This window comes from Aquipluma nitroreducens, from assembly GCF_009689585.1.
In the GTDB taxonomy this organism is placed as follows: domain Bacteria; phylum Bacteroidota; class Bacteroidia; order Bacteroidales; family Prolixibacteraceae; genus Aquipluma; species Aquipluma nitroreducens.
Window position 1 is genome coordinate 3,278,412 of record NZ_AP018694.1, and the last position, 22,573, is coordinate 3,300,984.

The 22,573-nt window shown below is 40.9% G+C and carries 20 protein-coding genes and 3 tRNA genes; 6 read left to right on the forward strand and 17 right to left on the reverse strand.

Translation table 11 applies throughout. The annotated features are described in order from the left end of the window. Window positions 1–93 precede the first annotated feature (93 nt). Window positions 94–486, forward strand: coding sequence for a rhodanese-like domain-containing protein (locus tag AQPE_RS13715; RefSeq protein WP_318347070.1), 393 nt, complete (start codon window positions 94–96; stop codon window positions 484–486). A gap of 83 nt (window positions 487–569) precedes the next feature. Here the strand turns inward: AQPE_RS13715 and pnp are convergent, their stop codons facing one another. From pnp to AQPE_RS13760, 9 genes are all read right to left on the reverse strand, one after another. Continuing rightward, window positions 570–2,840 (reverse strand): polyribonucleotide nucleotidyltransferase, encoded by a 2,271-nt coding sequence (pnp, locus tag AQPE_RS13720; RefSeq protein WP_318347071.1) that lies wholly within the window; start codon window positions 2,838–2,840, stop codon window positions 570–572. Window positions 2,841–3,013: 173 nt separating this feature from the next. After that, on the reverse strand, window positions 3,014–3,283 hold the full coding sequence (gene rpsO / locus AQPE_RS13725) for a 30S ribosomal protein S15 (RefSeq protein ID WP_318347072.1): 270 nt from the start codon (window positions 3,281–3,283) through the stop codon (window positions 3,014–3,016). Window positions 3,284–3,439: 156 nt separating this feature from the next. Next, window positions 3,440–4,108, reverse strand: coding sequence for an outer membrane beta-barrel protein (locus tag AQPE_RS13730; protein WP_318347073.1), 669 nt, complete (start codon window positions 4,106–4,108; stop codon window positions 3,440–3,442). A 91-nt stretch (window positions 4,109–4,199) separates the two neighbouring features. Beyond that, a complete protein-coding gene (locus AQPE_RS13735; RefSeq protein ID WP_318347074.1) occupies window positions 4,200–5,231 on the reverse strand; it encodes a potassium channel family protein in 1,032 nt (343 codons plus the stop codon). Between the two features lies 1 nt (window position 5,232). Then, a complete protein-coding gene (locus AQPE_RS13740; protein WP_318347075.1) occupies window positions 5,233–6,513 on the reverse strand; it encodes a DUF2851 family protein in 1,281 nt (426 codons plus the stop codon). Window positions 6,514–6,632: 119 nt separating this feature from the next. Continuing rightward, entirely contained in the window at window positions 6,633–7,349 is a 717-nt protein-coding gene (locus tag AQPE_RS13745; protein WP_318347076.1) for a hypothetical protein, read from the reverse strand. A gap of 2 nt (window positions 7,350–7,351) precedes the next feature. Continuing rightward, on the reverse strand, window positions 7,352–8,971 hold the full coding sequence (locus AQPE_RS13750; RefSeq protein WP_318347077.1) for a hypothetical protein: 1,620 nt from the start codon (window positions 8,969–8,971) through the stop codon (window positions 7,352–7,354). A 9-nt stretch (window positions 8,972–8,980) separates the two neighbouring features. Then, window positions 8,981–10,045, reverse strand: a complete 1,065-nt coding sequence (locus AQPE_RS13755; RefSeq protein ID WP_318347078.1) for a DUF4249 family protein — start codon at window positions 10,043–10,045, stop codon at window positions 8,981–8,983. Continuing rightward, window positions 10,045–12,774: a TonB-dependent receptor gene (locus AQPE_RS13760; RefSeq protein ID WP_318347079.1), complete on the reverse strand. Its 2,730-nt coding sequence runs from the start codon at window positions 12,772–12,774 to the stop codon at window positions 10,045–10,047. The genes AQPE_RS13755 and AQPE_RS13760 overlap by 1 nt, the downstream gene beginning before the upstream one ends. 221 nt (window positions 12,775–12,995) lie before the next feature. Between AQPE_RS13760 and queG the strand changes: the two genes are divergently transcribed. Then, entirely contained in the window at window positions 12,996–13,928 is a 933-nt protein-coding gene (gene queG, locus AQPE_RS13765) for a tRNA epoxyqueuosine(34) reductase QueG (RefSeq protein ID WP_318347080.1), read from the forward strand. A 32-nt stretch (window positions 13,929–13,960) separates the two neighbouring features. Here queG and AQPE_RS13770 read toward each other — a convergent pair. Beyond that, a tRNA-Phe gene (locus AQPE_RS13770) sits at window positions 13,961–14,033 on the reverse strand. A gap of 203 nt (window positions 14,034–14,236) precedes the next feature. Between AQPE_RS13770 and AQPE_RS13775 the strand changes: the two genes are divergently transcribed. Both AQPE_RS13775 and AQPE_RS13780 read left to right on the forward strand, forming a co-directional pair. Further along, a complete protein-coding gene (locus AQPE_RS13775) occupies window positions 14,237–15,454 on the forward strand; it encodes a M16 family metallopeptidase (protein WP_318347081.1) in 1,218 nt (405 codons plus the stop codon). A 1-nt stretch (window position 15,455) separates the two neighbouring features. Then, window positions 15,456–16,100: an O-methyltransferase gene (locus AQPE_RS13780; RefSeq protein ID WP_318347082.1), complete on the forward strand. Its 645-nt coding sequence runs from the start codon at window positions 15,456–15,458 to the stop codon at window positions 16,098–16,100. Between the two features lie 7 nt (window positions 16,101–16,107). On the opposite strand, the gene AQPE_RS13785 is transcribed toward AQPE_RS13780, so the two are convergent. The 3 genes from AQPE_RS13785 to AQPE_RS13795 form a co-directional block, all read right to left on the reverse strand. Further along, window positions 16,108–17,511, reverse strand: coding sequence for an APC family permease (locus AQPE_RS13785; RefSeq protein ID WP_318347083.1), 1,404 nt, complete (start codon window positions 17,509–17,511; stop codon window positions 16,108–16,110). A 139-nt stretch (window positions 17,512–17,650) separates the two neighbouring features. Continuing rightward, window positions 17,651–17,723: transfer RNA gene (locus AQPE_RS13790), tRNA-Gln, on the reverse strand. A 5-nt stretch (window positions 17,724–17,728) separates the two neighbouring features. Beyond that, window positions 17,729–17,801: transfer RNA gene (locus AQPE_RS13795), tRNA-Gln, on the reverse strand. A gap of 336 nt (window positions 17,802–18,137) precedes the next feature. On the opposite strand from AQPE_RS13795, the gene rhaD reads away from it, so the two are divergent. Continuing rightward, window positions 18,138–18,959 carry a rhamnulose-1-phosphate aldolase gene (gene rhaD, locus AQPE_RS13800; RefSeq protein WP_318347084.1) on the forward strand — a complete coding sequence of 274 codons (822 nt, stop codon included), beginning with the start codon at window positions 18,138–18,140 and terminating at the stop codon, window positions 18,957–18,959. 80 nt (window positions 18,960–19,039) lie between these two features. Here rhaD and AQPE_RS13805 read toward each other — a convergent pair whose 3' ends face one another. Beyond that, window positions 19,040–19,570, reverse strand: coding sequence for a hypothetical protein (locus tag AQPE_RS13805; RefSeq protein WP_318347085.1), 531 nt, complete (start codon window positions 19,568–19,570; stop codon window positions 19,040–19,042). A gap of 88 nt (window positions 19,571–19,658) precedes the next feature. On the opposite strand from AQPE_RS13805, the gene AQPE_RS13810 reads away from it, so the two are divergent. Next, window positions 19,659–20,063, forward strand: coding sequence for a (deoxy)nucleoside triphosphate pyrophosphohydrolase (locus AQPE_RS13810; RefSeq protein WP_318347086.1), 405 nt, complete (start codon window positions 19,659–19,661; stop codon window positions 20,061–20,063). A 12-nt stretch (window positions 20,064–20,075) separates the two neighbouring features. Here the strand turns inward: AQPE_RS13810 and AQPE_RS13815 are convergent, their stop codons facing one another. From AQPE_RS13815 to AQPE_RS13825, 3 genes are all read right to left on the reverse strand, one after another. After that, on the reverse strand, window positions 20,076–20,585 hold the full coding sequence (locus AQPE_RS13815; protein WP_318347087.1) for a hypothetical protein: 510 nt from the start codon (window positions 20,583–20,585) through the stop codon (window positions 20,076–20,078). A 172-nt stretch (window positions 20,586–20,757) separates the two neighbouring features. Continuing rightward, window positions 20,758–20,979, reverse strand: coding sequence for a DUF5808 domain-containing protein (locus AQPE_RS13820; RefSeq protein WP_318347088.1), 222 nt, complete (start codon window positions 20,977–20,979; stop codon window positions 20,758–20,760). A gap of 221 nt (window positions 20,980–21,200) precedes the next feature. Next, window positions 21,201–22,538: a deoxyguanosinetriphosphate triphosphohydrolase gene (locus AQPE_RS13825; RefSeq protein WP_318347089.1), complete on the reverse strand. Its 1,338-nt coding sequence runs from the start codon at window positions 22,536–22,538 to the stop codon at window positions 21,201–21,203. Window positions 22,539–22,573 lie beyond the last annotated feature (35 nt).

The following is a 22,573-nucleotide window of genomic DNA, read 5'->3' on the forward strand; positions in this document are numbered from 1 at the left end:
TTGTTTGGTTGTAAATATACTGTTTGTAGGGAACAAAATCTTATTTGTATCTGTTCCCATATTTTAATTACACCATTAATTTTTGTATTTACCATGAATGATCAACTGTCGTTTTATCAGCATAAACTGCAATTCGAGATAGATTCCTGGGATTTATCAGTAGCACTTTCCGGAGGAGACAAAATTATAGTGATTGATACCAGATCATCCGAGGCTTACCAAAGAGAGCATATTCCGGGCGCGATTAATATTCCGCATCGGACAATGACCGAATCTTCAACTTCTCATTTAGACAAAGATGCTTTGGTTGTTACCTATTGTGATGGAATTGGTTGTAATGCATCGACCAAAGGGGCACTGAATATGGTAAATCTGGGATTTAATGTGAAGGAATTAATTGGTGGACTCGATTGGTGGAAACGGGATGGCCATGAGACTGTAGGTTCAGGAGCGAAAGGTAAAGAACCAATTGTTTGTGGCTGTTGATGAAACCTGTATCATAGGTATGTTATAAATAAAAATGCCCGACTAGCGGGCATTTTTATTTATCTGTGATGTTCTCGTTCTGATTATCGGCGATCTCCACCACCGCGGTTATCACGGCGATCTCCGCCACGATGGTCCCTGCGGTCACCACCACGATTGTCGTCGCGACGTGGAGGACGGTCATCGTTGTTGCGTTCTGGTCTCTCAGGTCTGTCTGGCATTCCTTCAGGTTTTGGAAGTAATACCCGGCGAGATAATTTCATCTTGCCATCACGATCCATATCCAAAAGTTTTACTTCTACTTCCTGGCCTTCCTGAAGTTCTTCTTCAACCGTTTGTAAACGGTTCCAGCTGATTTCAGAAATATGTAGCAAACCTTCTTTCCCTGGCATAATTTCAACAAATGCACCGAAAGAAGTGATCGATTTTACTTTTCCTTTGTAAATTTCTCCTTTTTCAGGAATGGCTACAATCATTTTGATGCGGGCAACAGCAGCATCGAGTGATTCTTTGTTCACGCTCGAAATCTGTACAAAACCGATGTCGTCTTTTTCTTCAATAGAAATAACAGTTTTGGTTTCTTCCTGAAGTTTCTGAATGTTCTTTCCACCAGGGCCGATAATTGGTCCGATGAATTCTTTAGGAACCTGGATGATTACCACACGTGGAACGTTTGGTTTGTAATCTTCGCGTGGTTCAGAAATCACTTTCAGAATTTCGCCAAGGATGTGTGCACGGCCCTGTTTGGCTTGTTCCAATGCCTGAGAAAGAATTTCGTATGAAAGTCCTCCAACTTTGATGTCCATCTGGGTTGCGGTGATTCCCTTAGTGGTACCGGTTACCTTAAAGTCCATGTCTCCAAGGTGATCTTCGTCGCCCAGAATATCTGAAAGCACAGCGAATTTATTGTTTGCAGGATCGGTAATCAACCCCATAGCAATCCCTGAAACCGGACGTTTCATTTTCACGCCAGCGTCGAGCATACACATGGTTCCGGCACAAACAGTAGCCATTGATGACGATCCGTTTGATTCCAAAATGTCAGAAACCACGCGGACAACATATGGGAAATCTTCAGGAATCATTTTTTTCAAGGCGCGTAAAGCAAGGTTTCCATGGCCTATTTCGCGGCGACCAACTCCACGAGGGACTTTAGCTTCCCCAACCGAGAATGGAGGGAAATTGTAGTGCAGCATGAATTTTTCAACACCTTGGTAGGTCACGCTGTCAATTTTCTTTTCGTCCATCTTTGTTCCCAAAGTGATCGACGAAAGCGACTGAGTTTCGCCACGGGTGAAAATTGCTGAGCCGTGTGATCCCGGAAGATAGTTCACTTCACCCCAAATTGGGCGAATCTGAGTCGTTGTGCGGCCATCCAAACGGATACCTTCGTCCAGAATCATGCGACGCATGGCTTCTTTTTCAACGTCGTGGTAATATTTCTTAATTAACTTGATGTTTGTTCCAAGATCGATTTCGGTATTTTCAGCATTGGCTGTTTTGTATTCCGAAATATACTCTTCAACAATAGCATGGAAACCTTCGATACGAAGTGCTTTATCGTTGAGGCGTTGAGTAGCCAGTTTATAGCAAGCAGGATAAAGATCTTCGAAAACTTTCGCTTTCAGATCGGCATCGTTTACTTCATGGCAATACGTACGTTTAGTTTTTCCAACCAAAGCTGATAGTTCTTCCTGAGCTTTGCAGTGTATTTTGATGGCGTCGTGAGCTACTTTAATGGCTTCGAGCATCACTTCTTCTGAAACCTCGTCCATTTCGCCTTCAACCATCATAATGTTGTCGTATGATGCGCCAACCATGATATCCAAATCAGCTTTTTTGAGCTGTGAAAAGGTAGGATTCACAATCATTTTTCCGTCGATACGAGCTACGCGAACTTCAGAAATCGGAGTTTCGAAAGGAATGTCGGAAACGGCAATTGCAGCAGAAGCGGCAAGACCGGCTAAAGAGTCGGCCATTACTTCGCTATCCGATGAAATCAGCGAAACCATCATGGCAGTTTCAGCATGGAAATCGGCTGGAAATAGTGGACGCAAAGCACGATCCACCAGGCGGCCAATCAGTACTTCTTCGTCAGAAGGACGTGATTCGCGTTTCAGGAATCCGCCAGGGAAACGACCCGCAGCGGCAAATTTTTCACGGTAATCAACCGAAAGTGGCATGAAATCCACGTCTTCTTTGGCATCTTGTGCAGCCACAACGGTTGCCAGTAACATTGTGTCACCCATCCGAACAACTACCGCACCGTCGGCCTGTTTGGCTAAGCGGCCTGTTTCAATGGTAATGGTGCGGCCATCCCCAAGGTCAATTGTTTTAATAATTGCTTGATTCATAATTTTTTGAATAAATAATTTTTTTATGGTACTACAAATGGGCGTGGTGGGGTATTTTTATTCAGAAAAACGAGTTTGCTGAAGTTTGCCGTTAAAACATGGTACCTGCATATTTTAATAAGGCGTATAAAAATAAGAAAAGGCAATAAAAATATTGCCTTTTCAGTGATAAATTATCGACGTAAGTTAAGGTCTTTGATAATCGCACGGTAACGGTTGATGTCCTTTTTCTTTAAATAATCCAAAAGACTACGGCGTTTACCTACTAAGGTGATCAAAGCACGCTGAGTGCTAAAATCTTTTTTGTTTGTTCTCAGGTGGTCGGTCAGGTGGCTGATGCGGTATGAAAACAATGCGATCTGCGCTTCTGACGATCCGGTGTTTACAGCTGATTCGCCGTATTTTTCGAAGAATTCAATCTTCTTTTCAGGTGTTAAATACATGTAATGTTTATTAAATTGTTGTACAATGTTTAAGCAGCAGCATCGCTTTCAATAACAACCGCTTAAAATTAGTTTTTAAAAGCTGCGCAAAAATAATCAAATATCTTTGAAATTCAAGTGGGTAGGATATTATTTTTGGATATGGAATATTTTGAACTAATGCAGCCCCAGGTGTAGTGATATCTCAGAAGTCTGTGAATATTGAATGATTTCTTCAAACGTATTTATTTCACGATATTCCTTGTAGTTTCTCCATTGATATTCAAACGAAAGTCCTAAACTAATTTTCTTACACAGGTCCTTTTTCATGATCATTGCTTTCAATCCAAACGAAGGCTTTAGGAAGTATTTTCGATTAAATTCATGCGTTTTTTCAACACCGCCCGCCTGTTGACTGGCCCACCAACTCCTTGTCAAATTTTCATAGTTTGTAATCAGGTATTTTCCGGAAGGGCCCAACGCAAAAAACAATCCTTTCGCAAGTTTGAATTGTGCCAAAGTAGCTAACTCCAGATTAATACTTAAGATTGAACCTTTCCATGAAGAACCTCCCCCTAAACCTCCATATCCAATATTGTCAACAGCTAATCGTTCGAGATTTATTCCAATATCAGGTCTGAACGAGAACTTATTTTCCGGGTTATACCAACTTTGATTAAAGCCAAGTTTTAGTGAAGATCCAAGCTCAGCATCGATTGAATGATCGATTGAATGCTTTGGCAGAATGACTCCAATCGTAAAACTGGTTTCCATTTTCCATTGGGCGGTAAGCGATGTTGGAAGGCAGAAGATAAACAATAAGATAAATAAGATTGGATTTCTCATGGCTATTGGTTGAACTAAATGAATGGCTAATTCACAAAATAATCCGCTGACCACTTATTACTTTGTGGTTGTATGTGTAATCAAATTATCGCTAATTCTCCAATAAATTCCGGAACTCCTTGATTTGAACCGGTGATCCCAACACAAAAAGCTGGTCGCCACGACTGAGCGTTAATTCAGGATCGGGATTGAATACGTATTTGGCACCACTGATTTTAATACCAACAATGTTGATTCCTGATTTATCCTTCAACTGCAATATTTTCAGGGCTTTATTTACAAAATGAGCAGCCATATGTGTACACGATATTTCTTCGAGACTGACATCATTGCTTTTCTGTAACAGGATGTATTCCAGAAATTCAACCACATCGGGCTGAGTAACCAGCTTGGCCATTCGTTGTCCGCCAATACGTTCAGGCATAATAACATTGGTTGCCCCAGCCCTGCGAAGTTTGGTGATGGATTCAACCTCAGATGCCCGGCTGATGATTTTTAATCCGGGGTTCATGCTTCGTGCCGTCAGTACTACAAATACATTGTCGGCATCGTTTGGTGTTGTAGCAATCAGAGCTTTGGCATGTTCGATCCGAGCCTGAGAAAGAACTTCTTCGCGGGTTGCATCTCCGCGGATGTACAATAGGTTTTCATCTTCGCAAATGCGGCCAATCACATTTTCGCGTTTGTCGATGACCACAAAATCAACGCCATAATCACGTAATTCCATGGCGGCCTGTTCTCCGTTGCGTCCATAACCAATAATGATGGTATGGTCTTTCAGTTTCATGATTTTTTTGTCCACGCGGTATGTTTTTAAGTAATCTTTTAATTCTCCATCGAAAACAAATTTTGCCAGACTTGAACCTACCCAGGCCAAACTACCCAAGCTAAACATGATCAGTCCTGAAGTGAATAATTTCCCTACGTCAGAGAGCGGATGAATCATTCCAAATCCGACGGTCGAAATGGTTATGATGGTCATAAAGAAAGCGTCAATCAGCGGATACTGCTCGTAACCCCAGTAAAATAGTGTGCCGGTAGAAAGGAGTAGTAAAAGCAATATGGCGCCAGTTCGGATGGTCTGATTGGATACTGTCTGAAATTTATTGTAGGATTGGCCCATTTTATGAATGATTGACAGAAGTTATGATCTTCGTTCCCAATTGGCAATGTAAACATTTTTTGACTTCGCAATACTTGTTTTTTAACTGAATCAAGGCCTGAGTTTCGAATGCCGACCGGCTGTTGATTCCCAGCTCATTCCACTTCCGGATAATTTGATTCGACTCAGGAGCCGTTTTTTCCAATAGCAGCAACGCACGATCTTTCATCGCCTGATCCAGGTGCTGATCGCCATAAACAAAAAGCAGTGGTGCAATGGTGTTGATGACCAGATTATTGAACGCCGTTTCGCCCAGCGTTTTCTGTTTGTTTTCTTCCGATATTTTGTTGAACCGATAGTGGGTGTCCCAATATTCGGAGGCCGAAACATCGAACAGCTTTCGCAGTTCATCCAGATTTTCGGTTTCCAGGATTCGCGAAAATAATGCCGATGAATGATGTATCAGCCTGGCCAATTGAGCAATTCGGATAGTCGGAAAATTAATTGGCCGCAGTCGCATAAATTTCCACACGTGCGATTCCATTCCCGACAATCCGTATTTCTGATACAGGTACGAATATTCTTTCCGGAGTGCTAAAAAATAATCGTCGCCCAATAGGGCTTCGTTAAGCAAACCCGATTGGCCAAACAGCAGAGCTTCGATTTGAAACAGGTTGTTTTTGTGTTTCGAAAGGATGTTTAAGGAGAGGGATTTAGCCAGTAATTCGAACGGAAGGGCATTGGTTTTCATTCCGAAGTTGCGCGACAGCAACTGGTAAAAAGTTTCGTTCCAATTGTTTTTGTTTTGCTGAAGGATAGCCAAAATGTCGTTGGTTTTCGACTGGAGCCGTTCGATCATTAGCGAGCTAAACCAAAAACGAAGAATAAACGGATCAACTTCTGAAAGTTTATCTTCGCAGGCAATCCAGCGTTCCGATTTTAAGAGTTGTTCAAGATTTTCCAGAATTGCTGGTGGATAGTTTATTTCGAGTGTCGGAAGTTGGTGGTTTTTTACCTGAATGGGCTTGTCGTGCAGCTCAACAACGTGCAATATAACATTGTCGTATGCTGCATCGGTGTCGTGATGATGTTGATACCAATGCGATGATTTTTGATGAATTTCGATGTTGCCAGCCCAAATAGTTTCACCAATCCGGATTCGGGCATTGAAAAAATCAGGACCAGAATCGGTGTTTGGCCGTCCGGTGGAAATGATTTCGAGCGGTTTTCCATCAACGGTTTGGAGGTTTGTTCGGTTGAATAAACCATGTTCCCAAATAAATTGCAAAAACTCTTCCTTCATTCGTTTGGTTTTATGGAGATCTGGACGATGTTCTCTGATTGATCTCAATAAATTTAACAAAACGAATTCAGAATATTTGCTTTTTAGGACTGAATTTTCGGGTGTATCCAGAAAGAGAATCAGAACACAACTTTGTATCCTTCTTTTTCAATAGCTTTCCATGCCAGAATAAAACTACTTTCTCCACCAATTTTAATTCTATTTTTCCGGAGTAGCTTTTTAATTGGTCTTTGTTGCGTTTTGTCGAATTTGGAGAGTAAGCCCGACTGGCTTATTCGGACTAACGTGTAACCCTTTTCCTGAGAATAAAAGTAAAATTGATAATTGAGATCGTAATTCATATTTTTGAGTATCCCGTTAGCATCGTGATAGGCTGGGGTTGTAGTTAACCCAACTTTTCGGTAGGCCAGCAAGGATATTTCTCCGGACGAAAGAATTTCGAAATAGCGGTCTCCTTTCAGGTAATCATCAAAATGTTGTTTCCGGAACGTTCGGGTGCGTCCGTCAACATCGATAAATTTGAATCCATTAATACTGGCCTTGTCAATGTTAATCTGTGCTCCTGCGATTGTATTGTAATAGATCAATTCGTCTTTGTATGAACTATATCTCACGAATAAACTATCCGAAATTTCTCCATTGGTAAATTCGACTTTCCCCGGGCGCCATTCGTTGGTCAGGAATGGAAATCCGTTATAGGAAGGGTAAGGAAGTTGGCGGACGCCTTTAATTTTTTGGGCGTCCCAATTGGGGCTCATGGGTTCCTGTGCACAAACCATTTGCGAGAAACTCCACACCAGAATGAGCAACAGTATATTTGAGAATCTGAGTGTCATAGTTATTTAACTTCAAATTGTTTTTCTGCTAAAATCAGGATTCCGTTTTTTAACCTTCCTCTCACAACAACCTTAAATTTTCCCAGTATCGACGATGTACTGAAATTTACTACAAGGGTTTCCTGAGGTTCTACTGAAGGATTCCAATAGAAGGTTTGTCTTAAATCCGGAATGTCTGGTTCCGATTTCTCGGGTTCAGCCAGTTTGGCCTGAACCTGAATGGCTTCCAGCTTTAATCGAACGAATTGATCTGAATCAGGAATTCTGGAATAATCAGACTTCGTGGTATAAATTGCAACGATTCCGGGGAAACGAAGATTGCCATAATATCGCTCGCTCTGGCAAATTTCAACACGTTTGATGTCTTGAGTCCCCATATCTTTAATCACATTCAGATTGCGAACGGGAATTCCGTCAATCAGGATTAATGGCATTTCATCGAAGTAATCGCGCGCTGGGGCGTTCATAACCTGCATGGAAGGTTCGTTATTGTAATTCCTGAATTTTACACCAGGCAATAATTCTCTTGATATTTCAGTGAAATTAGGGAGGTCGATAAATAGATGCGGATCAATACTATTGGTTGGCTTTCCGTAATACGGATATAATTCGGTCTTTTCTTTTGATGGCGCCTGAAATTTCAACTTTTCCTGACCAAAAACTTTCTGAAAAGTTACCGCATCAATGTTTGTGGCCGTAGTGTTTTTAAATTCTTCAGAAATTGGCTGCTGGCTGAATTCTGGTAAATTTCCCGGTTCGGCAAAAAGCTCGTCCATGTTAATTTTTAAACGCTGGTCGGGTGAATTTCCAAAGCACTGAATAAATGCCTGAACCGAGCCATAATACTTATCGAGCTTAAAATAGAATCGGCCGTCAGTTTGTGTTTGGTAATACTGAAATCCGGGAAGTGAATCCGGAATAGTCATGTAGACGGTTGCCCCGGATGCCGGAGTTGTAGTTTTTTTGTCGATTATTGTTCCTGAAAGTATAATTCCTTTTTTTTCGGTCAATCCGTCTTTTCCTTGATCGGAGCTCCATTTGTAGGAGGCCGATTCAAATGAAGGGTTGGTTTGAGCAACTGAAACCAACAGACTTCCATCGATTTCGTTTAAAAGTGAGTTGTCGATCTTGATGTTGGCTGTTGTATTGCTGTTTGTTGGATAGCTGGAGTCAATCCCTTCAATATTAATTTTTGAGGTGGTTTCCTCCTGAATCGTTTGTGATTCGGAAATGTGCTTCAATTGCTTCGTGTTTTCCAAACCGTTAAATCGATTCGAAATCCAGATTTCGCGAATTATCTTGAGTTTTGCGACCGTATTTTTCGAGTATGCTCTGAGCAGGTAAATTCCGGTACTGAGTGAATCGGGTAACTGAAGAAACCCATTGGCCTCCTTGTTTTTAATTTCGATAGAAGCTCCTGAAATTCTAGCTCCTGTCGAATTTACCAGATCGATGTAGACAATTCGGGAAGCATTATCAGTAGGACTAAAAATTTTAGCTAAAATGATTTCCCCACTCACATATACATCGCGGTCGGTGAAAAATCCAATGCTCGTTTTGTCCTGAGCATTTCCTGAAATTGCGTTAATCAGCAGAAGTATAAATATGATTTTTTGTTTCATTGCCAGTTATTAATTTGATTCCCAGAATGAAGGCCGCTCGCCAATCAGATGTCCTTCGTACGAAATGTCCGGATACCGGTTCAGGCGTCGTTGAACTGCCTGCGAGCCTTCATCGACTCCTAAGTTCAGGAAATATCGGTATTGACGATATGAATTCAGCTCAAAAAAGCCAAGAATAGTTTTCGTAGGATCACTGGTGCACTTTATATTTCCGTAAACTTGTGTCAGAACCGGATCAAACAAACTTCCTTCAGCAGAAAGCTGTTTGTTAAGTTTTTCATGAAAATCGTATGAACTTTTGGTCGTGCCATATTCATCAAGTATCAGTATCCAGCCAAATCCAACCTGAGAAATTGAGTCGAGATATGCCTGAGTGTTGTATGCCAGTGAAACGATTGAATGTTTGGTAACTTTATCGGAACTGCTAAATTCTTTGGGTCCCGCAAGATTAAATGTCCCGAGGTCATATATCGATTTCCAACCGTACCACGCTGGTGGCGGTGGACCAACTGCAGGAGCTGGTGGTGTGTAAACCCATTGCAACACAGCGCGCCAGTCGAATCGATAATATTCAAGCGATGAGGTAATTGGGGCATCGATATAAATTTTCCTCCCTGGAGTTTCTACTAAACCAGGATTTCCAAATGCATCGGTACGATAGCTCTTTTCAACATTATGGATAGTGTATAGCGAATCGATTTGAGGAATTGGGGGCATTAAAACCGTTTCTGATTGGTAGATGTCTTTCTGATTTGTAATTCGCAAAAAGTATTTTTTTCCGGGGACTGGGCTTGAGGTAAAGGTGAAATATCCGGTACCGCCATCAATTCCTTTAAGGATAGAGCCACCAACCTGAACCAATTCTACTTTGGCGCCCACAACATCCTGGCTGGCAGTAGTATTATAGAAGTCTTTAGTCATTGAAAGCTTTACAAAGCTTTGTTCCAGATTGTTACTAATCCGCGACTCCACAACCAGCGTGGAAGCAACAACTTCCAGATCAGGTTTGTAATACTCTTCACAAGAAGTGAAAAGTGCCAGGAATAAAGCCAGATATGTGATTTCTTTTCGCATCAGAATTTAAAATTATAGGTGATTGATGGAACAGGCACGCCAATAATCGAAAGTTTATAGATTGCATATTGCTCTTTGTTTGTTGTTTGGATGGAAGCATCTTTCCGGTAGAAAATGGAATATGGATTTTTCCGCCCATACAGGTTGTAAACTGAGAAAGTCCAACTCCCTTTCCACATCCGCTTTTTCCGCAGATTCTCATCCAGGGTGATGCTTACGTCCATCCGGTGGTAAGGAGGCATCCGGTATTTATTACGGTCAGAATAATATACAATTTGCCGGCCATCGTAGGTGTATTTTTGCTCGGGGAGTGTAACCGGTCTTCCTGATGATAATACAAAATTACCGGAGAACCGCCAGCGGCGACTGATTTGGTAGTTCATTACTGTTGACAAATCGTGAGGCTTGTCGTAAACCGATGGGTAATATTTCCGGTTGTTGATAACATCTTCATCAAATGTATTGTCGGTTTTTCGCATGGTGCGCGAATACGTATAGCTTACCCATCCGTTGAGCCTTCCGGCATTCTTTTTCAGGAAAAGTTCGAGTCCGTATGAATAGCCATTCGCATTGATGATGTCGGTTTCAACATGGTGGTTCATTACCAATACTGCACCGTTTTTATACTCCGGAAGGTTTTGAAGGTTTTTGTAATACACTTCGGCCGATGTTTCAAACAATCCTTTTTGCGGGGTTTTGAATAAGCCAACAGCGAACTGATCGCTAATTAATGGCAAAATGTGTGAGTCGCTTGATTTCCAGAAGTCGGCAGGTGAAATAACCGAGGTATTCGAAACCTGGTTCATAAACTGGTGCATGCGCTGGTAGCTCAGCCGAATTGATCCTGTGCTGGCCAGATTGAATTTCATCGAAAGACGTGGTTCGATGCCTTGGTACATTTTTGCTGTTTCCGATGCACCGTAAACGGTTGAATCAATTACCGAACCTGAATTGATGGTTTGATTCGGATCGTAATTGAGCACAGTTGTTGGTCCCATGCTCATAAAACGGGCATATCTGATACCTACACTAAGCGCAGTTGATGCCGAAAGATCGAAATCGTCGTCAATAAAAGCTCCCATTTCAATTGATTGTTCATTCGCAACTTTTTTGGGAGCAACGTTAGTTGGGCTGCTCGCCGGAAGTATTTCGCCAGGACGAATTTTATATCCAATGGTTTGTATTCCTGTGTTTATGCGGTGCTTCTCGTTAGGCAGCCACGAAAGGATATACTTCATGCTACCGTATTCTAATCCTGTCTTTAGGCGATAATCATCGGCAGCCAGGTCGGCATCTTTTTTGTCGAGCGTAAAATCATATTTGCTGTAGGATAGATTCAGGTTCGAAATCAGTTTTTTTGAAATATTTGCTTTCCAGTTGGCCGAACTAATAAGGTTTCCGTAGGTGTACAACGAATTCGAATTCAGGTTGAAAACATCATTGCTGACATAACCCATTAATTTTAACGTGTTGTTTTGTCCAAGTGCCAGATTTAGGGTTCCGTTAACGTCGTAAAAATGAGCCACACTATTCATGAACTGAGCATTTTTCGATTGCCTCATAATCCAGTCCGAATAGGTTGTTCTTCCGCCAATCAGGAATGTGCTTTTTTTCTTTTTGACAAATGGGCCTTCGAGTGTGAATCGGCTGTTTATTAGTCCGATGCCTCCGTAAAACTTAATGTTCTCAGTATTTCCATCTTTCAGTTTTACATCCATAATTGACGAAATGCGCTCGCCGTAAGATGCTGGGATTCCGCCTTTAAAAAGGGTCACATCTTGCACTGCATCAGGATTGATCATGGAAAAGAATCCAAACATATGTGACGTATTGAATACTGGCGCCCCATCCATCAGAACCAGATTCTGATCGGTATTTCCACCGCGTACATTAAACCCCGAAGACATTTCTCCAACACTCTGAATGCCGGGCATCATAATTACGCTTTTAATAATATCGGCTTCACCCATCATCACCGGAAGTTCCTTCATGATTCTGGAATTCACTTTGATCATGCTCATTTGAGCTTTCGAGGCTTTGGTTCCGTCGCCTGTTACTGTTACTTCCTCCAAATTGTGAGTTTCTTCAAACAGCTCAAAATCGGCACGGCCGCTTTCAATCAGTTTAATTTTTTGGTTCAACACTTCATATCCCATAAATGAAACCTGAAGTGTGTGATCGCCAGTCGGTAAATCGAGTTCGTAGTTTCCAGATGCGTTTGTAGTCGTTCCGATTCCGGTTTGGGGGTGAAAAATGACAGCTCCGGCCAGAGGTTCGCTGTTTTTTCCATCCAGAATTTTTCCTTTCAGTTTGGCAGTGGCATACCTGCCTTCATTCAGTGGATCACCAATGACAATAACTTGTGGTTCATTACTGCCTGAGACATTGCGTCCATCACTTCCTTTTGGAAATATAACTACTGAATTGTTCTGGAAAAACTTAAAGGTTAGGGATTGCCGATCAAACAGCAGGTTAAGAGCCTGAATGAATGGCATATCCTTGAAATCTTGATTGATCATATAAGATTTTACCCATTCAGATTTGTAATAGAAGTGGATGCCATATTCTTTTTCAATGGTTTTGAAGAACTGTTCTAGTTTTACTTTCTGAAAATTTCCAGTAATGATTTTCTCTTGAATATTTTGGCCTGAAACTGTAAAATTCAAAAGAATTATAATGCAAATAGCAAACAGTAATTTCAGATAGGTTGGGGCAAAAGATTTATTCACGGATTGGAGCTTCTGTTTGTTTAGTTTTTATGGTCTGGTAAATTTATATATTTATGCGGGATAATGGCATTTTAATATTGTGTTTTTGACAAACAGCATACAGAAAGGTTTAATCCTTAAGCTTAGTAAGTTTTGATTTTTTTTTGTTTGACTTAAGCTTGTTTTAAGTTAAATCCGAAACATAAATAAAATAGCCTAGTTTTAATTTCAGAAAATACCCAATGGAAAAGACAAACGAAAACGCATCAGTTCGAATAAAAGAAAAGGCCATAGAACTTGGGTTTCTGGATTGTGGAATTTCTGCGACCCGGTTTTTGGCAGAAGAAAAAGATCGTTTGGTGAAATGGCTTCAGGATGGGATGAATGGTGAAATGGAATACATGGCCAATCATTTGGAGAAACGTATTGATCCGAGACTTTTGGTTGAAAATTCACGTTCCGTTATTTCTGTTTTGTTGAATTATTTTCCATCCGACAAACAGATTGATCCTGAAGCTCCGGTACTCTCGAAATATGCTTTTGGCACCGATTATCATTTTGTGATGAAAGACAAGCTGGGCGAATTACTGCAATTTATTCAGTCAGAGATTGCTCCCTGCGAAGGACGGTGTTTTGTCGATTCGGCACCGGTTTTGGATCGCGCCTGGGCTGCTCGTGCAGGTTTGGGTTGGATTGGCAAGAATACGAACTTGATTTCTACTGAACATGGGAGTTTCTTTTTTATCGGCGAACTGATTATTGATTTGGAATTACCTGTTGACGACAAAATCGTCCGGAATCATTGCGGAAATTGCACTCGCTGCCTGGATGCCTGTCCTACGCAGGCTTTGGTTTCTCCTTTTGTTCTGGATGCGCGACGCTGTATTTCGTACCAAACGATTGAAAATCGCGGCGAAATTGATCAGGCATTAAAGGGTAAGTTCGAAAATCGGGTATTTGGCTGCGACATTTGCCAGGATGTTTGTCCCTGGAATTTGAAATCTGAAGCTCATCACGAACCTGCTTTTTTACCCGACCTGAAGTTAATGAATCTCACAAAAGGGGAATGGAACGGAATAGACAAATCATTATTCAACGAACTGTTCAGGAACTCTGCCGTAAAACGGACCCGGTTTGAGGGACTAAAAAGAAATTTGAAGTTTCTGGAAGAGTAAAAGAACAAAGGGAAGCAATTTGCTTCCCTTTGTGGTGCCACCAGGAATCGAACCGGGGACACATGGATTTTCAGTCCATTGCTCTACCAACTGAGCTATGGCACCATTTTGAGTCCGGTGCGGACTTTTTTGGAAGCTTTTCGTTTTCGCTTTGGCAATTCCGTTTCGCTTTCGGGTTGCAAATATAGACCAAATATTTAAACTACAAAAAAAAAGAATTCATCTCCGGCATTTTTTTTTGCATGAGGTGCCGAACCGTTTCTTTTTCATACTTTTGCAAACCAAAATTTTTTACACTTTTCAGGAAAATGATGCAAACATTCGTTTTAAAGAATGGAATCCGGATCATCCATCAAGAGGCCAATTCGCCAGTTTCACATTTTGGTGTGCTGATCAATACAGGATCGAGAGATGAAGAAGCAGACGAACAAGGCATCGCTCATTTTATTGAGCACGTGATTTTTAAAGGTACTCAAAATCGCAAAGCTTTTCATATTCTCAATCGCATTGAAGATGTAGGCGGAGAGCTAAATGCCTATACTACAAAAGAAGAAACTGCCGTATATGCTACTTTCCTAAGTGAGTATTATCAGCGTTCGATGGAGTTGATCAGCGATATCCTGATCAATAGCACTTTCCCGGCCAAAGAACTGGAACGAGAAAAAGAGGTGGTGATCGAAGAAATTAATTCTTACAAAGACAGTCCTTCAGAATTGATTTTCGATGAATTTGAAGAGATTTTGTTTGATGGGCATCCCATTGCACGCAATATTCTGGGGACTCCCGAGCTGATAAAAACGTTCAATAAAGAAAGTATCCTGAAGTTCATGGATGAGAATTACCATACCGACCAAATCGTTTTGAGTTCGGTGGGTAACATTTCGATGACCAAATTTATTCGTTTAGCTGAAAAATATTTTGGCCCAATTCCGGAGAAGCCGAGAAATAAAATACGGACAAATGTGTATAACTACCTGCCGGAAACACGCATCGTACAAAAGGATACATTTCAGGCTCATTGCATCGTAGGAAATATCGCCCCCGACATATACAGTCCGAAACGAATGCCGATGGTTTTGCTGAACAATATTTTAGGAGGGCAATCGATGAACTCCCGATTGAATATGGTTTTACGCGAGCGCAATGGAATGGCTTATAATGTGGAATCGAGTTATACCGGATATTTCGATACGGGTGAGTTTAGTGTATATTTTGGTACCGATAAAGAGAATTTGGATCAGGCGCAATGGCTGGTAAACAAGGAATTGCGGAAAATGAAAGAAACGCCGATGGGAATCGTACAGTTGAGCCGCGCCAAAAAGCAGTTAATCGGACAATTGGCTATCTCGACTGAGAATCGGGAAGATTTGATGCTTTCGATTGGAAAAAGCATGTTGTTTTTTAACCAGGTAGATCCGATTGAAGTCATCTTTAAAAAAATTGAGGCTATCGAAAGCAGCGAAATCATGGAAATCGCCAACGAAATATTTAACGAATCGCAAAATAGCGTGCTAATTTACCAGTAAAATGACCGATCACGTTTTGCTCGACCAATATATAATTAATCACATTTCTCCTCAAGAAGATTTCCTGAACGAACTCGATCGCGAAACTCATCTTAAAGTGCTTCGTTCCAGAATGCTTTCGGGACATTTGCAGGGCCAGATATTGAGTATGATCAGCTGCATGATTAAACCCAAATGTATTCTTGAAATTGGAACTTTTACCGGTTACTCAGCCCTTTGCCTGGCAAAGGGATTGGCAGAGGGCGGACAATTGCACACCATAGAGATTGACGACGAACTGGAAAAAATAGCACAAAAATATTTCTTGAAATCAGGAATGGCGGATCGCATTTTTCAACACATTGGCGATGCCCGTGAGATTATTCCTTCAATTGGCCAGTCGTTCGACCTGGTGTTTATTGATGCCGATAAACGTGAATATTGCGACTATTACAATATTATTTTCGATTATGTTCCGGTTGGTGGTTTTATTCTGGCTGATAACATCCTTTGGGACGGCAAAGTGGTCGATCCGGAAGCTGCAAACGAAGAACAAACCCGCGGGATTCTTGATTTTAACGATCTTGTCCAAAACGATTCGCGGGTCACAAATGTAATTCTTCCAGTGAGGGACGGAATTATGGTCGTGCAAAAGGTTTCGGAATAGTAGAAAGCTATTCTTCTTCTGTATTCGAATATTTTCTACGTAGGAAAAAATATACAGGAATTCCGGTTAAAATGAGAATCATACCTATAATTGCTTCGCGTGGCCTTGTTGCAATGGTATTGAAAATTAAGCCGATGCAAAAGAGGATGAAAATTGCGGGTACTACCGGATATCCCCAAACTTTGTAGGGACGGTGTGCATCGGGCATTTTGCGGCGCAAGATAAAGACTCCCAGAGTTGTAGCTCCATAAAAAATAAAGACCGCAAAAATTACCATATCAGTCAACTGATCGAAAGTTCCGGACAATACCAGTGCCGAAGCCCACAATCCTTGCCACAAAAGTGAGTTGCCCGGAACATTGTTCTTGTTCAATTTCCCAATGCCTGTAAAGAAAAGTCTTTCGCGCGACATGGCGTAATAGGGGCGGGCGCCTGTGAGAATACTGGCATTGGTACAGCCTAGCGTAGTAAGCAATATCAACATCGAAATAAACAATACCCCGCTAGTTCCCCAGAAGCTCCGGACTGCCTCAACGGCAGCAATCTGGTTGCCTGCAGCGTGAATTTGTTCCAGTTGTGGAATGGAAAGAAGTGAAAGGTAGGTCACATTGACCAACAGATAAATAAAGATCACCACCAAAACACCGATCACGATTCCTTTGGGGATATTCCTTTTTGCGTCTTTAACCTCTCCGCCGATAAATCCGACTGAAACCCATCCCTGATATGCCCAGAAAGCAGCCAACATGGCTGTGAAAAAAGAGGAGAGTGTAACTGTTCCGCTGGTCAAGTCTTTGATGTCTAAAAAACTTTCAGGTGTTGCAGAGATGTGTGTTAAGCCAAAGAAAACGATCAAGAAGAGACCCGAAAACACTAGCAATAGGATGGCTTTACTGGTTCCTGCACCGCTTTTTAATCCTGAGATGTTGAGGAATGTTAAAAGTAGAATCAGCAGAATGGCTGTCAGTTTAATTCCAAAATCCTGAAAGGGGAAGAAAATACCTCCTACACTAAAATGCTGTAGCGACGAAAAAATCTGAGGTATGGGAATGATACTGTTTAGCGATTGGGCAAAAACATATGCCAATGAAGATATGGTTGCGGTTTGAATGATAGTAAACAGCGACCAGCCGTATAAAAACGAGAAAAACCGGTTGTAAATTTTTTTTAGATAAACAAATTCGCCACCTGTATCGGCCAGTAATCCTGCAACTTCTGCATTACTTAATGCTCCGAACAGCGTGATGATTCCTCCAACAATCCATGCCATTAGTATCCAGATTGAAGAATGAAGCTCGGCTGCCATTGGAGCAATTTTTTTATATACTCCGGAACCAATTATGTTTGCAACTACAAAAATGATGACGTATCCCAAGCCAAGCGTCCTGACCAGATTCCTTTGATTATTCATAGAAAAGTATTCGAAGGTAAATTAAGATTCGAAATTAAGAAATTAGTTGGTTTCCTGAGTATAGCGATCGTAATCTGTCTCCTGGAAAAACAAAACCGCCATAATATCTAGTATTATAGCGGTTTGTGAAATTAAGTTGTTGTCCTGTCAGGTCTCGAACCTGAACTCTTCTGATCCAGAATCAGACGTGTTGCCAATTACACCACAGGACAATTTGTTGACCCACTAAGGCTCGAACTTAGACTCTACTGAACCAAAATCAGTTGTGTTGCCAATTACACCATGGGTCAATCCTTCGTCGTCTTTTCTTTAAAGACGGTGCAAAAATATAAAAATTATTTTTTTGACCTCTGTTTTGTGTATAATTTTTCGTTCTGTCTGCGATGTTTATTTATACATCCGAAATACAAAAAAGGTTTTGTCTTCATTATCCTTTAACTTTCAGGAGTTTGTCATTTTGTACAGTGTATAAATTGATTGTTAATATTATATGAGATACATTTGACGAACAGGCTCAAAGTGCATGTATTCCCTGTACTTTTGCAAAAAGATAGTCAACGTCGGGGAATTTGGAAATAATTCTCAGATAGAAAATAATTTATGACATATCAGTAAAGACAAAAGAGATGAAAGAATTTTTTCAGGAAAACAAGAAGATTGCAAAGACCATCACTGAGGTGGCAGGTTTGGCAAATTATCTTTGGCAAAAGGGTTGGGCTGAACGCAATGCCGGTAATATCTCGGTAAACTTATCTGAAATGATGGGCGACAGTGAATTTGAGTTGGAGCACTACCCCATGTTTCAACTGGAAAGAAGTTACGATGCCTTGGCAAACCTTTATTTTTTTGTGACCGGTACCGGCAAGCGCATGCGCGATCTGGCAATCAATCCGATGAATAATGCCTGTATCATCAAAATGAACAAAAAGGGGAATGCCTACCACATCATCTCCATGAAAAAGCGCAACCTGTATAATTTCAGGCCAACTTCCGAATTGCCAACTCATTTGGCTGTTCATAATCTACTGGTTAGCACCGGTTCGAAAAACAAAGCTGTGGTTCATACACATCCGAACGAACTGGTTGCCATGACCCAGATTCCACGATTCCAGACTACAGAAATGCTGAACAAAACTTTGTGGGGAATGCACCCCGAAGCCTTTGTATTTGTACCACGTGGCGTATTTATGGTACCTTATATTTTACCCGGAAGCCATAAAATTGCCGATGCAACAATCGAAGGTTTTAAAAATGGACACGAAGTTGTGATTTGGGAAAAGCATGGAGCATTCGCTATTGGCGAAACAGTTTCTGATGCTTTCGATATGATTGACATTCTATCGAAATCGGCACAAATCTGGTTTATGGCAATGCAATCGGGGAATGAGCCTGAAGGTTTGAACGACGACCAATTGTTGGAATTAAAAGAAGCTTTCCTGAAGAAATAGCCGCATGTTTCCATCTGTAAAAGAAGGCTGAATCATCATCCCAGATTATTCAGCCTTCTTTTATTTTGAATTTTTAGGTTTCAAACTTGATTTCTGCTTTGGTATAATTTTCTCAATAACTTTTTCCCCCTCGAAAATAATCCGGCTGAGCCATGAAGTTCAATTTCGTTTTCGATCAATTCGATCAGCTCTCCTGAAAATTCGGGTTCTTTTTGAGCAATATTGAACAGTATTTGCATCGCATGAACACGGACGGCAACAGGTTCTGTCGTATTGGTGAATACTTCGATGCAGTAATTTAATAACAAAGCCAGGTTTTCCTCCTGAATATCGTTGAGACTGATCAGTTTCAACAGATGTCTCTTTTTACCTGCATTTTTAGTCGTCAGTACAAAATCAGTCATTGTCTGAAGATAAGGGGCAACAAGTTCCGGATGTCGTTCGTGGATTTTATCGACCATCCAGGCTGCGCGCCAATACTCAGGTCGGCTATCATCCAGCACTTTGGTCATAATTAGATCCAGATGTTCGGGGTAATCAGCAATATATCGCACCAATAGAGCAATATTCTCCCACGATTGAATCAGCGATCGGAGGTCGTTTTCAGTCATAATTAGCAAACAGTTCTTGTTTCGAATCTTGAAATAAAGATAGTTTTTCCCTTCTTTACAGATTTAATTTTTACTGAAAAGAAAGAAAATGATTGAAGTTTCTTGTGCAATAATTCTGAAGGATTCGCAAATTCTGGCTGTTCAACGAGGGCCGGAAAGTAGTCATCCGTGGAAATGGGAATTTCCGGGCGGTAAAATTCATACCGATGAAACTGCGGCTCAGTGCATCATTCGCGAGATTGAGGAAGAATTACAAATTCGGATTGAGGTTCAGAAACAACTTGAATCCATTGAATTTGATTATGGCAGCAAACTAATCCGGTTGATTCCGTTCATCTGTAAAATAGCTTCCGGAGATATTATTTTGACCGAACATGTGGCTAAATACTGGTTCTCTTTTGGGCAGTGGCAAGCAATTGATTGGTCGGGTGCTGATTATGAGCTAATCCTGAAAAACGAGGAAAGCATTAGAATGGAAACAAGACTTGAATAATAGTTTGGATATTTACCTTATCAAATGCGGAAAAATCAGGGCAAAAGCAACAAAGACGGCAGTCCAACTAACAATGGATAAAACCATATAGGGTTTCGCCATTTTGTGTTTCGAGTAGTATTTATTCAGTAGAAATGCACCAATTGGGATGCTCAGAATAACTGGAGATAGAACAACAATTCCAAGTAATCCGAATTTTGCACGAAACCAGGCAATAAATCGATTTCGTCTGCTGAAAACCCGTTCCCCGGTCATCTTTTTTCTCCATGTCATCAGTTGACGAAATTTCAGGCGAACCGAAAGTGGAAGGTGTTTCCGAAGGAATATCCGAATATGATGAAGCCGTTTAATTGCATGCCCGCTCACGTAATAAAAAAAGAAAAATCCTGCAATTCCACCAAGAGTGACTGCAATTAACGTTTGAAGAAAGTTTAGTCCAATGAGCAATGCAAAGGGAAATGTAATAACATACTTTACTGAAGCCAACAAAAATACCTGAATGATTTTTAATACCGCAACCATATCTTCACCTACTTAATTTTCCAGAATAGAACGTCAAATGTCGTGAATTTGTTGTTACGTTATTATAGATATGTACCTGATTTTTAACTTTATTAAGAAAATTTAATGCTTAATTTGAATATATTTTTGTTAATAGGCCCTGGAAGGCTTTAATAGCGCAACTTTCAGGACCTTAATGATATATCTTCCCGATTAGAATTCCTGCCGCAACAATTAATATTACGAGAATATAAGCGTAAATATTTCCAAAATTCATCGTCCAACCCATTCCTCTGACTCGTTTTGGAACAACAATTCTGGAATCTTTCCGATTAAAATAGAATATTCCCCATTTATAATTCATCGGATCATCAATCATCCGATCGTTTTCAAATTGATCAAAATCAGGTTTCATTAGCGTGATATAGAACTCTTGAGGTCGTATCAAAAGTCAAAATTTCACAAATGCAACTTTCAAATTGTAAGTTCACCTTCATTTCACCCCTCCAAACCTCCCCTGAAGGGGCGGCTTTGAAGTCCCCTTCAGGGGATTTAGGGGTTTTAACAGTGTCGGTACTTTCAAATTGTAAGTTTTAAAGCATAATCACTTTTGATACAGCCTCATAAGTATGTTAATTATATTCCTGGGATGTTAATTCCTTTAATTTTCCGATACAAATCAAGGGCATACAAATCGGTCATTCCTGAAACAAAATCGACAACTGACTGAACTTTTTCGTAAGTCGATTCATAATTTCCGCCATACTGATCGGGCATCAGTTGAATCAGTTTTCTGGAGAACCCTTCCTTCGGATTCAGAATTGCTTCAGTGAAAACCTCAATTAAAGTTCCGATAATCTGGTATCCCGAAATCTCGATTTCAACCACAGAGCGGTCGTTGTAAATGTTTTTTACACTCACTTTCTTGATCGTATTCATTGCAGCAAGCGATGTTGGCTGAACACAATCAATCAACGGTTTCTGGAAGCTTCCGAATAAAATTTCTCCTTGTTTCTCCCAGAAAACATCTACGCATTGTTTAACCAGTTTCCCGATCACACTGGCGCGCAAATAAGCAATCTGTTCGTTGGGGTCAGAAACCAGCTTCAGTGTTTCATTAATCCGGTTGATTTGCTTTGACTCCGTTTGCTGATCGAAAAACTCCATCAACAGCGAACGTGTTTGGTCGAAACTATGAATTTTCAGTTTGTGGGCATCTTCCAAATCCATCAACTGATAACAAATGTCATCGGCGGCTTCAACCAAAAATACCAGCGGATGCCTAACGAATTTAGCCGGATTTTCGGATAGCTGCAAAAGCCCAAGTTCGTGGGCAATTCGGGCATAAATCGATTTTTCGGATTGAAAAAAACCAAATTTTGGTTTTTCTGTCAGAAGTGATTCGTACGGATACTTTACGATGGAAGCCAAGGTGGTATAGGTGAGTGCAAATCCACCTTCGCGTCGACCATTAAATTGATGGCTTAGTAACCGAAAAGCATTGGCATTACCATCAAACAGCGTAAAGTCTTTTCGTTGTCCTTCTGTAAGTTCGTTTGCCAATCGAGGTTCGGTACTCTTTTTGAAAAACTGCGCAATGGCATCTTCACCAGAATGTCCAAATGGCGGATTTCCCATGTCGTGAGCCAGGCAAGCTGCCGAAACAACTGAGCCAATCTCATAGAAAAGCGGATTATCAATTTCCATCTTTTCGATTTCAGCTTTTTCAACGAACATGCTTCCAAGCGATCGGCCAACGCTGGCAACTTCCAGGCTGTGCGTGAGGCGGTTGTGAACAAACACACTTCCGGGTAAAGGAAAAACCTGTGTTTTATTTTGCATTCTCCGGAAAGGCGACGAAAAGATAATGCGATCGTAGTCTCGTTGAAACTGAGTCCGGCTGTGCTTGTTGTCTTTAGTTGCAAGTTCTTCCTGCCCTAAACGGGTGGTCGATATAATCTGGTTCCAATTCATTAAAGTTGTGTTTTATCAAAAATAGTGTGTTTTGC